We start from the raw sequence: 12,273 nt of genomic DNA, 5'->3' as shown, positions 1-12,273 counted from the left end.
CGCATTGTTTATTCCCCAAGGTAGCCCCGTAATGTCCTTCGCTGAGCAACTGACCCGCCTGCAAGTCTTCCTCGATGCCGACGAGCTGCACGACGAGGCGCTGGATTACGTCGCCGCCCACGGTTACCTGACCGCGCTGTCTATCTGCTCCGAAGACGTTCCGGAGCGCGAGTGGATCGACGCGCTGTTCGCCGAAGAGCCGCATTACGCCGACGAAGCCCAGCGTGCCGAAATCGAAGCCACACTGATCGGCCTCAAAGCGCACATCGCTCGTCAACTGGCCTCGGATGAAGAATTCGAATTGCCGTGCGAACTGGATCTGGGCGAAGAGCCGGACGATTCCGAATTGCGCGGCTGGTGCATCGGTTTCATGGAAGGCGTGTTCCTGCGCGAAGCGGCCTGGTTCGAAACCGCCGAAGAAGAAGTCAGCGAAATGCTCCTGCCGATCATGGTCGGTTCCGGCCTGTTCGACGAGCAGCCTGAGTTCGAAGACATCGCCAAGGACGCCAACCTGATGGACGACATGATCGTTCAGATCCCGGAAGCCCTGACCGCGCTGTACCTGCTGTGCCAGGCCCCCGACGAAAAACCGGCGATCCTCAAGCCTCGTCATCACTAAGAACCGGCCTATGGACAACCCCATAGGCAACCGCCCCCTGATGTTGCGCTACGTCCTGCTGGCCATCGGCTGGCTCAGCGTCGCATTGGGGGTGATCGGCATCTTCCTGCCGGTCCTGCCCACCACCCCCTTCCTCCTGCTCGCCGCGGCCTGCTTCGCGCGCAGCTCTCCGCGCTTCTATCGCTGGCTGGTCGAACATCCACGGCTGGGGCCATGGATTCGCGACTACCTCGAAGGCAACGGCATCCCGCTCAAAGGCAAGGTCTACGCGATCGGCCTGATGTGGGTGAGCATTCTGTTCTCGTGTTATCTGGTGCCGTTGGTTTGGGCGCGTGGGTTCATGCTGACCAGTGCGGTGTTGGTGACGGTTTATATTGTGCGGCAGAAGACCTTGAAAAAACGCTGATTGCTCCACCGTCGGCGGCACAACCGTTCATCCGATATCAGTCCGCACCTGTCAGAGTTGACAGGTGCGCGCTTTAACGTCGCATGCTTAATTCTTCCGTATCGGCGCTGACAGCCCAGGTAAGCGCCCCGTATGGAAGGCGAAAATTCATGACCAGCTCACAATACCTGATATTCCCTCCTGCGCCGCGTTCCGGTATCGGTGTGCTGGCCCTCTATCCGCCGCAACCACTCCTGTACAAGCTGCAAACTGACCAGAGCTACGGTATCAACATCGCCATGATTGCTCAGAACATTAACGGATTGGGCTTCAGTCTCCCGGCGTATCTGTCTCAAGCCCTCGGTGACCGGATCGAAGTCTTCCTCGATAGACCCGATGTCACCACCCCTTCGTCCGTGATTGATTTCGCCCTTACAGAGGACGATTTTGAGGCCGATGGAAAGACCCCTAAAACCGTACTTTTTTACATTACAGCTGAAACCCTCGAGGAGAAATTCCTGCCGTTTACCGACGTCAGGCTGGATTGCTGGATTAAAGTCACGAGACTGAGCGGCAACCCGGGGGAATCGCCACACTCACAACTCTGGTTCAAACATCCCGCTCCGGGCGAAGCGGACATTGACGGCGGCAAGCCTTCCAATCAGGGCCTCAAGCTGCCAATCGCATCGGAAAGTATCGTCGATCAGAACGTCATCGATGAGGGCATGGAAGTCACGGTCAAGCATTACTTCAATCAGCAGATCGGCGATACGGTCGTGCTGACATTTGGTTCGCTGCGGCTGGACTTTGTCGTTACCGACGACTCGGCCGACATCGTTTTCAAGCTGACGCCTGACTTGCTCGGCAAATTGCAACAAACCAGCAATCTGGTGGTGCGCTGGAGCGTTTATGACATTGTCGAGAACTCCAGTGGTTTTTCGGAACCGCTCATTCTGCCGTTCAAGCCCGTAATAACCCTGCTGACCGCGCCGATTTTCGAGCAGTCCGATGCCGACGACGTAATACACCATGACTGGCTTGCAGGCGGCCCGACGAACATTCTCCTGACGGGCAGTTTTGCGATCAACGATGTGATCGCCCTGACACTGGAAGGATTCACCCGAAACAACGTGCCAGTCACTCATACCTATTCTTTAACGGTGACCGTAGACAGCAAGACACTGAACTTTCCCGTGGAAAATTTCCGCATTCAAAATGTGATAGGTGGAAGTTTACGGGCAACTTATATTCTGACCAGAGCAGGTCAGTCCAAACTTTCCAAACCTGCTGACGTCACCGTTGCGGGTAAATCCTTGCCACTGGGAGCACCGGAGGTCACCCCACTGGTGGAAGGTGAGCTGGCAGTCGACACTGCCAAAGCCTTTATAAATGTCGCCAGTTTCTGGCCCTTGAAACAAGGGGCAGAGGTCAAGCTGCATTGGCAGACCACAGACATCAACGGCAAGTTGGTACGGTTTACTTGGGGACAGCTTGTAACGGATCCTTCAAAGCCCATCGTTTTCGAGGCCGAGAACGAGTACATCAAGCCCTACGCCAGCGCGAGACTGGCCGTGCAGGCCACCATCACCAATCCCGGCGAAAGTGAAGTCTTTTCCGATATCGCGCAGTTGAAGATCGGCGATCCCAAGGAGCTTGTCCTCACGCCGCCCTCACTGGTATCGCCTTTCACTAATCCGCTTGATCCCTTGGCAGCGCTGCCGAGCATGCTGGTGGAATATCTCGATGCCAAGACCGAGAAGGTTCGCCTGGTGTGCACACCACTGCCCTTGGGATTTGATCGCTTCCCGCTGGTAGATCTGGATTCGGCCAAACAAGCCCGCTTTACGTTCGACAGGCGCCTCATTGTGGCGCTTCACGGTGAAACCGTGCGATTCAAATTCAACCTGAATCAGGACGGCAAGAAAATCGGATCTTCTCCGGAAACTGAGATTTCTTTCAAACTGATCGCTGATCAGGATCCCAGGTTTCCGAGACCGCGAATCATTGGCATTGATAACGCAATCCTGGACGTAAAAAAACTGACCAGCGCAGACAAATTGGCGGTCAACCTCTGGCACGGACAACGGCCGGGCCAGAGCATGACGCTGGTGCTGATCGGCATCGACAGCAAAGACAACCCTGTTCGCCACGTCATCATGAACGCGGAGGCGAGCGTCACCAGCGCCGGGCTGATACGGGAACTGTCAACGCCGACGCTGGAAGTGTTGAAAAATCTCAAAAGCGGCAGTACGGCGACATTGATATTTTCCGTGCGCCTGGGGTTGCGCGGCAATCCAGTGGAATTTCCCCACCAGACCTATCAGATCGAATCTCTGGTTGAGCTGCAGCCGGTCATCACACTGATTAAGGACTCGCAGAACAGGGAGATTCCGCATACCGACCTGACGGTTGATCCGAATGTCACGGTCGAGGGAACTGCGAGCGTAGAACAGCAGGTTGAAGTTCTGGTGAATGGCAAGTCGATAGAGACATTGACCACAGACAAGGAAGGGAAATTTTCGACGCTATTGAAGGGGCTCGTTGTCGATGTACTGACAGTCGTGCAGATTCGAGCACTCTATGGCGACGGTCTTCTCTCTCCTTTACGCTCGTTCACGCTGCGCACAGCGCTGCAAGTCAACAACAGCGCCATGGCCCTGTCAGGACTGAGAGTTTATGCATGGCGCCACACTCACAGTGCAGATTTTCCAAACAATACCCAAATCCGCGCCGCCGTCCCGTCTACAGGCGTCCACCCGATCACCTACAGAAGCAGTAATCCGAACGTGGCTTATGTCGACGGCAACGGGAAAGTCACGGGCATACGTAACGGCAATACGTACATTACCGTACAGGACCGATTCAGCTCATTTTCTTATTACGTCAGTGTGACGAATGTTTATCAGTTGGCTATCGGCGGCTACGGCATGACACACCAAGAGGCGCTCAACTGGCGATACAGCATTCCGGGCTCACTACCCATGGGTGGTGCACTGCACACAATGCAAGTGGTATATGGACCCGATCCTTATTGGCCAATAGCCGCTGGGGGCATATACCGGATGTGCGATGAAGGCGGCTGCCCGAGCAACTCGCGGTCGATATATGCGCATGCCAATGGCGGAATTGTTTGCCATCCGGACCTGAATGCCCGATGGGCGCCATGGTGTATCTATCCCATTTACGGGTAAGTCTGCTCGCGAAATCCGATTCACAGACAACACTTCTCTGCAGAAAGACAAAACCCGCCGTCCCGATTCAACCGGGGCGGCGGGTTTTGTTGTTTCAGACCTCAGCTCAGACCGTATCCACCTTCAACGAATGATCATTGAGCATGCCGCTGATGATCGTCGCTGTGTCGTGACCGCTGGCAATCATGCCGCCGGCGCCCGGGGTCACCCCGTAGTGGCTGGCGAGGTTGACGCCGGCCAGGTCGATGGTCTGGTTCGGCGCGGCGCCGGCCATGGCGCTGACGTCGATGCTGGTCATCACCGAGGCGCCGCTGCCGCTGACGGTGAAGTGCAGATAGTCGTCCAGCGACGCGGTACTGGCGTTTTCGCCTTGCAGCAGTTGCGACAGATCGAGCCTGTCGGTACCGGGGGTGAAATCGGTAATCAGGTCATGGCCGCTGTTGCCCTTGAGCCACTGGAAGGTGTCGGCCCCTGCCCCGCCCGTCAGCGTATTGTTGCCCATGCCACCGATCAGCAAGTCATCGCCAGCGCCGCCATTGAGGAAGTCGTTGCCGAGGCCACCGTTGATCACGTTGTTGTTGCCGTCGCCGGTGAGGCTGTCGTTGAAGTTGGAGCCGAGCAGGTTTTCGATGCCGGTCAACGTGTCAGTACCGGCGCCGAGGGTGTTCTGCGCACCCAGCAGACCGAGATTGACGGTGACGGCGGCTGTGGCGTGGGCGTAGCTGGCGGAGTCGCTGCCAGTGCCGCCGTCGAGCAGATCGTTGCCCGCGCCGCTGTAGAGCAAGTCGTTGCCAGCGTCGCCGTGCATTTCGTTATTGCCGGAGCCTGCCGTGAGTACGTCGTTGCCGTCGCCGGCATTGATCACGTTGTTGCCGCTGCCCGCCACCAACACATCGTCGCCAGCAGTGCCGGTCAGGGTGTGGCCGTCCTGATAGCTGATGCTGACGTTGGCCGTGTCGCTGCCGCCGTGGTTGTCGTTGGCGGCGTAAGTGCCGTGGTAGTCCGGCGTGATGTCGTGGGCCGCGGCGTAGTTGAGGGTCATGGTCAGCTGGTAGTTCTCCGCCGCATTCGGGTTGCCGCCACCATTACCAATGTTGGTGATGTGAATCTGGTAGACGCCGTCCGCCGAGGCGCTGAGGGTCTGGCCGTCCGCCAGCGCCATCCAGGCACCGCCGTTGAGCGAATACTCCATGCTGATCTTCCCGGCACCCAGATTGTGATCCAGATTGAGGGTTTCGCCCTGGCGCAGGTTCACGGTAATGCGGTCTTCATCGTTGGCATTGCTGTTGCTCACCATGCCGAGATAACCGCTGACCACCAGCACGGCGGTCATGGTCGCGGCATTGGCGCTGAAGGCGCTGCGCACGTTGGCCAGGTTCTGGTTGGCTGCGTTATTGGTCTGCCCAGTGAAGCCGATCAGGCCGCTGCCGGTGAAGTCCGCCGCTTTCGACACCCAACCGGTATTGAAACTGGTGGGTGTGGCGTTGAGGGTGTCGCCGTTCGGATCGGTGTCATTGGCCAGCAACAGCTCGCCCGGCACCACGATATTGCCCGACAGCACGTTGGTGATGACGTGATCGTCCATCGCCACCGGTGGCGCGTTGGGGATCACTTTCACCGTCAGGGTGGAGCTGGCCAGATCGCCGTCGTTGTCGCTGACGGTGAAGCCGATGTTTTCGGTGATCACCACTGCGGTGGTTTTCTGCGAGGTGTAGCTGTATTCGCCGGTATCAAGATTGACCACCAGCGTGCCGCTGTTGTTGGTGGCAATGCTGACGCTGTTGTTGGCGGTATTGAAGGTGCCGTGATTGGCGCCGCCGCTCGCGGTCAACGAACCCTGGCCACTGAGGGCTTTCGGATCGTAGGTGTAGGTGGTGCCGTCGACCACGATCGACTTGATGAAACCGCCATCGGCGCCGAACGAACCGCCCTCGCCCAGCAGCGAACCGGTGACCGGCGCGCCCTGCACGGTGCCGGACAATACCGAGTTGAGCTGATTGAGATCGGTGACCACCACCGCATTGGTATTGGTGTGGTTGATGCCATCGTAGGCCAGCGGATCGAGGTTGGCGTTGCTCACGCCACTGCCCAGACCAATGGCGTAGTTCTTGATGTTGTTGGCGTCGAGGAAGTTTTTCAGCGCGGCTTCGTCAGCCGTGCCGATGTCGCCCTCGTTGGGCTTGCCGTCAGAGAAGAAGTAGCCGACGTTCTGTGCCCCGGTGAGTTTGCCGGAGGTGTTGAACGCGGTCTGCATCACTGCTACGGCAGCATCGTAGTTGGTGCCGCCGCCAGCGTTGAGACCGGCGAGGAGTGTCTTGGCGGTGGCGACATCCACCCACACGGTGGTGCGGTCGGCGGCATTGCTGCTGAACGTCACCAGCTGCACTTTCACATCGCCCAGATCATCGTACTTGTCGAGCAAGGCACCAATGGCCTGCTTGGCCAGTGCCAGCCGCGACAGGCCCGGCACGCCGGAGGCATCAGCCATACTGCCGGAGATGTCGAGGACGATGAGAATGTTCGAATCGATCTCCACTGCGGTTACCGAGCGATCCGAGGCAACGGCTTTCGGTATGTCGTCGACGATGTTGACCACGAGGGTGCTGGTGGTGCTGTTGCCCAGTGCATCGGTGGCTTTGTAGGTGAACGTTTCGCTGAGGGTGTTCGGCCCGTCGTTGGCGTTCGGCGCGGTTTTCGGCGCCGAGGTCAGCGTGTAGGTGTAGGTGCCGTCAGCGTTGAGCAGCAGTTGCCCGTAGCTACCGGTGGCGTTGCCGACCAGGGTGTAAGTGATCGCGCCGCTGCCGCCACTGACCGAACCGACCAGCGTGCCGCTGGCGGTTTCACCGGTATTGCCCGGTTCGCTGCCGGTGACTGTGCCGGGGGCGAGATCCTGGCCATCCTTGTTCAGGTCGAGGGCTTTTTCATAGACCGTCACATCCTGATCGACCGAGGCGACCAGTTTGCTGTCGGCGACGTTGATGGTCAGCGTCGTGGTGCTTTCATCGCCATCGCTGTCACGGATGGTGTAGGTGAACGTGTCGGTCGCGCCCGGCGGGCTCACCGAGTTCGGGTTGCTGTGGTAAACCGCATTGCCCGCCGCGTCGAGGGTCAGGTAGCCGTAGTTGCCGTTGATGTTGCTGTTGAGCCCGCCGCTGGCTGATGTCGCGGTGTTGCTGCCGGCGCGCACGCCGACCACCGTTGCGGCACCATCGGCGCCGCTGAGGTCATTGACGAGCACACTGACATTGACCGTGCCGCCCTCCGCTACCGAGCCGGTATCGGCGTTGGCAGTCGGCAAATCGTCGACGATATTGACGTTGATCTGACCGCTGGCGGTACTGCCATCGGTATCAGTGGCGACCACGTCGAAGCTCTCGCTGAGGCTGTTGGCACCATTGGCGTTCGGATGAGCTTCGTTGTCGACCAGGGTGTAGCTGTAACTGACCACGCCGGTGGCCGGATCATAACCGGTGACGGTGAAGGTGCTGCCCAGTGGCGAGACCACCGATTGCGGCAAACCGGCGGCGACGCCATTGCTGATCACCGCAATGCCGCCGACCGTGAGGGTTTGCAGGCCATCGAGGGCGGTCACGGTGAAGCTGCCGCTTTGGGTCAGCGCCGAGGTGTTGGGGCTGCTGCCGTCGCTGAGGTTTTTCTCGTAGACGGTGATTTCGCCGCCCTTCACATCGAGGCCGTCGAGGCACACCGGATCGTCGTTGTTATGGATGTTCAGCACCAGGTTGGCGGTGCTGGTGTCGCCGTCGGCATCGGTGATGGTGTAGGCGAAGGTTTCCGTGCCGTTGCCGCCGCCCTGGAGGTTTTTGAAATCGGCGTCGTTGGCGTCCAGCGTGTAGGTGTAAGTGCCGTTGGCGTTGAGCACCAGCGTGCCGTAAGTGCCGGTGAAAGTACCGGCGGTTACCGGGCCGCTGGCGACGCGGTCGGCGCCCTGCACGTCGTTGTCGAGGACGTTGCCGGTCAGGGTCACCTGGGCTTCTGTTGCGCTGTCGGCATTGCTGTCATTCAGCGCCTTCGGCACGTCATCGACGATGCTCACAACGATCGTGCTGGTGACGACATTGCCCAGCGAATCGGTGGCCTGATAGGTGAATGTTTCGCTCAGGCTGTTGGCGCCATCGTCGGCGTGCGGCGTGGTGGTCGCAGGCGAAGTCAGGGTGTAGGTGTAAGTGCCATTGGCATTGAGGACGATCTGCCCGTAATTACCGGTGGCGCTGCCGACCAGTGCATAGCTGATCGCTCCGACCGCACCAGTGACCGAGCCGACCAGGGTGCCGGAAGCGGTTTCGCCAGTGCTGTTCGGATCGCTGCCGACCACGCTGCCCGCTGCCAGATCCTGGCCATCCTGGTTCAGGTCGAGGGCTTTTTCGTAGACGGTGACATCGGTGTCGCTGACCGCTTTCAGGCAGCTGTTGTAGACATCGATGGTGATGGTCGTGGTGCTTTCGTCACCGTCGGCATCGCGCACGGTGTAGGTGAACACATCCACCGCGCCCGGGCCGTTCACCGTGTTCGGATTGCTGTGATAAACGGCGTTGCCGTTGGCATCAAGCGTGAGGTAACCGTAGGTGCCGTTGATCTGCGAATTGAGCCCGCCGATGGCCGACGTCGAAGTGTCGGCACCGACACGCACGCCGACCACTGCGCCGGTAACCGCCGGGCCATCCGCGCCGCCGACATCGTTGTTGAGTACGTTACCGCTGACGGTACCGCCCTCCGCCACCGAAGCCGCGTCCGCATGCGCGGTCGGCAAATCATCGACGATATTGACGTTGATCTGGCCGCTGGCGGTACTGCCATCGGTGTCCGTCGCGACGACGTCGAAGTTCTCGGTGAGGCTGTTGGCGCCGTTGGCGGTTGGATGGGCTTCGTTGTCGGCCAGGGTGTAGCTGTAGCTGACCACGCCGGTCGCCGGATCATAACCGCTGATGGTCAAGGTGCTGCCCAGGGGTGTGATCACCGATTGCGGGAAACCTGCGGCCACGCCGTTGGTGATCACCGCGATGCCGCCAACCGTGAGGGTCTGCAGACCATCGAGAGCACTGACGGTGAAAGTGCCGTTCTGGGTCAGCGCTGGGGTGTTGGGGCTGGTGCCGTCGCTGAGATTTTTTTCGTAGACGGTGAGTTCGCCACCGTTGACGTCGAGGCCATTGAGCAGCACCGGATCATCGTTGTTGTGAATCTGCAGAACGAGGTTGGCAGTGCTGGTATCGCCGTCGGCATCGGTGATGGTGTAGGCGAAGGTTTCCGTGCCGTTACCGCCGCCGGTCAAGGCTTTGAAGTCGGCGTCGCTGGTGTTCAGCGTGTAGGTGTAGGTGCCGTCGGCGTTCAGCATCAACGTGCCATAAGTACCGGTGAAAGTACCCGGCGTGACTGGGCCGGTCGGTACGCGATCGGCGCCTTGTATGTCGTTGGTGAGGACATTGCCAGTCAGCGTCAGTTGGCTTTCTGAGGCAGTGCCATTGCTGTCATCGTTGGCTTTCGGCAGGTCGTCGACGATGTTGACGTCGAGGGTGCCGGTGGCCGTCGTGCCGTTGTCGTCGACCACCGTGACTGCGAACTGCTCAGGCAGATTATTCGCGCCGTTGGCGTTCGGATGCGCTTCATTGTCAGCCAGGGTGTAGCTGTAACTGACCACGCCGGTTGCAGCGTTGAAACCGGTGATGGTCAGCGTGCTGCCCAGTGGCGTGGTGATCGATTGCGGGAAGCCTGCGGCGACGCCATTGGTGACCACGGCGATGCCGCCGACGGTCAGCGTGGTGACGCCGTCCAGTGCAGTGATGGTGAACGTGCCGTTTTGCGTCAGTGCGCCAGCGTCAGGGGCGCTGCCGTCGCTGAGGTTTTTTTCGTAGATCGTCAGCTCGCCACCGGCGACGTTCAGGCCGTCGATGGTGACTGGATCGTCGTTGTTGTGGATCTGCAGAACCAGATTGGCAGTGCTGGAATCGCCGTCGGCATCAGTGATGGTGTAGGCGAAGGTCTCTGTGCCGTTGCCGCCACCGGTCAAGGCTTTGAAATCGGCATCGCTGGTATTCAGGGTGTAGGTGTAAGTGCCGTCGGCGTTCAGAACCAAGGTGCCGTAAGTACCGGTGAACGTGCCGGGCGTAACCGGGCCTGTCGGTACGCGGTCGGCACCTTGCACGTCGTTGGTCAGGACGTTGCCGGTCAGGGTCAGTTGGCTTTCCGAGGCGGTACCGTTGCTGTCGTCGTTGGCTTTCGGCAGGTCGTCGACGATGTTCACGTCGAGGGTGCCGGTGGCCGTCGTGCCGTTGTCATCGACCACCGTGACTGCGAACTGCTCAGGCAGATTATTCGCGCCGTTGGCGTTCGGATGCGCTTCGTTGTCGGCCAGGGTGTAGCTGTAACTCACTACACCGGTTGCAGCGTTGAAACCAGTAATCGTCAGCGTGCTGCCCAGTGGCGTGGTGATCGATTGCGGGAAGCCTGCGGCGACGCCGTTGGTCACTACGGCGATGCCGCCGACGGTCAGCGTGGTGACGCCGTCCAGTGCAGTGATGGTGAACGTGCCGTTTTGCGTCAGCGCGCCAGTATCCGGAGCGCTGCCGTCGCTGAGGTTTTTTTCGTAAACCGTGAGCTCGCCGCCAGCGACGTTCAGGCCGTCGATGGTGACTGGATCGTCGTTGTTGTGGATCTGCAGAACCAGATTGGCGCTGCTGCTATCGCCGTCGGCATCGGTGATGGTGTAGGCGAAGGTTTCAGTGCCGTTACCGCCGCCGGTCAAGGCTTTGAAATCGGCATCGCTGGTGTTCAGGGTATAGGTGTAGGTGCCGTCGGCGTTCAGAACCAAGGTGCCGTAGGTACCGGTGAATGTACCGGGCGTGACTGGACCGGTGGGTACGCGGTCGGCGCCTTGTATGTCATTGGTGAGGACATTGCCGGTCAGGGTCAGCAAGGTTTCCGAGGCAATGCCGTTGGCGTCGTCAAACGCTTTGGGCACGTCGTCGGTGATATTCACGTCCAGCGTGCCAGTGGCGCTGTCGCCATTGCTGTCGGTGGCGATCACGGTGAACTGTTCGCTGAGATTGTTCACGCCGTCGCCGGCCGCGTGGGTTTCGTTGCCGTTGAGGGTGTAGCTGTAGCTGACCGTGCCGGTCGCCGCGTTGTAACCGGTGATGGTCAGGGTGTTGCCCAGTTGCGTGGTGATCGACTGGGGAAAGCCGATCGGCACGCCGCCAACAATCACGTTGATGCCGCCGATGCTCAGGCTGTTCAAACCATCCGCTGCCGAGACCGTGAAGCTGCCACTTTGCGTCAGCGCGCCTGGATTGGCCGCTGTACCGTCAGGCAGATTGGCTTCATTGAGGTTCAGCTCGCCGCCCGCCGCGTCGAGGCCGTTCAGGATGACCGGGTTGTTCACCGGTGGCGGTGGCACCACGACCGGCGCTGGCGTGTCGTCGCCATTGTCGATGTCCGCGTCGCGACGATACTCGGGAAATTCGGGAATGCCGTTGAAGCCGGCGGTGGGGAAACCGATGATCGGATCGACCCGGCCACCGACTTCGGTCAGCAGAACGAAGCTATGCCCGCCGCCCAGTTCACCGGTATTGCCGGTGGGCGCGTTGGGGCCGGCCGCAGTGGCTTCGGCAGTTTTGCTTGGGTCTTCACCGGCGGCGATGGCTTGCTGGATTTGCTCGACATCGGTCAGTTGCGCCTGGCTTGGGGTCTGCGCTTCGTCGACGTTCACCGGCACAGCCTGGTCGGCCAGCAATTGCCCGGTCATGGTGATGCTGCTGCCCCGACCGAGGGTCAATTCCTCGCCGTTTTGCAGTTTCACTGCCACCGCGCCTTCCGCGCCGGTGATCAGTTGATCGCCGGCGTACAAACGATCGCCTTCGAACAACGGACGCTTGATGCCGTCGCTCGCTTGAGCGAACACCTGACCAATGACTTTTGTGACCGTACCGATGAGCGCTGCCATGTGAAATCCTCCGCTGCCGACCACCGTCGGCACAGGTTCGCGAAGCAGCCCATGGCTCAATCGGGTTGCCGGGGGCGACGCTCGCACCCTCGACAGTTCGTTTCGCAGGCCCGGTTTGAGGTGA

General features: G+C 59.9%; 4 protein-coding genes. 3 read left to right on the top strand and 1 reads right to left on the bottom strand.

Going from position 1 to position 12,273, the window contains the following annotated elements:
- Positions 1 to 31: 31 nt before the first annotated feature.
- The 3 genes from AB4N41_RS15940 (at position 32) to AB4N41_RS15930 (ending at position 4,195) form a co-directional block, all read left to right on the top strand.
- Entirely contained in the window at positions 32 to 619 is a 588-nt protein-coding gene (locus AB4N41_RS15940; protein ID WP_101158594.1) for a UPF0149 family protein, read from the top strand.
- 10 nt (positions 620 to 629) lie between these two features.
- Positions 630 to 1,025: a YbaN family protein gene (locus tag AB4N41_RS15935; protein ID WP_056783699.1), complete on the top strand. Its 396-nt coding sequence runs from the start codon at positions 630 to 632 to the stop codon at positions 1,023 to 1,025.
- Between the two features lie 149 nt (positions 1,026 to 1,174).
- Positions 1,175 to 4,195, top strand: coding sequence for an Ig-like domain-containing protein (locus AB4N41_RS15930; RefSeq protein ID WP_252877677.1), 3,021 nt, complete (start codon positions 1,175 to 1,177; stop codon positions 4,193 to 4,195).
- A 106-nt stretch (positions 4,196 to 4,301) separates the two neighbouring features.
- On the opposite strand, the gene AB4N41_RS15925 is transcribed toward AB4N41_RS15930, so the two are convergent.
- Positions 4,302 to 12,149, bottom strand: a complete 7,848-nt coding sequence (locus AB4N41_RS15925) for a retention module-containing protein (RefSeq protein ID WP_460137852.1) — start codon at positions 12,147 to 12,149, stop codon at positions 4,302 to 4,304.
- Between the last annotated feature and the right edge of the window lie 124 nt (positions 12,150 to 12,273).

This window comes from Pseudomonas sp. S2_A10 (assembly GCF_054668465.1).
Note: the sequence above shows the minus strand (reverse complement) of the source record. Positions and strands in the feature narration are given on the sequence as shown.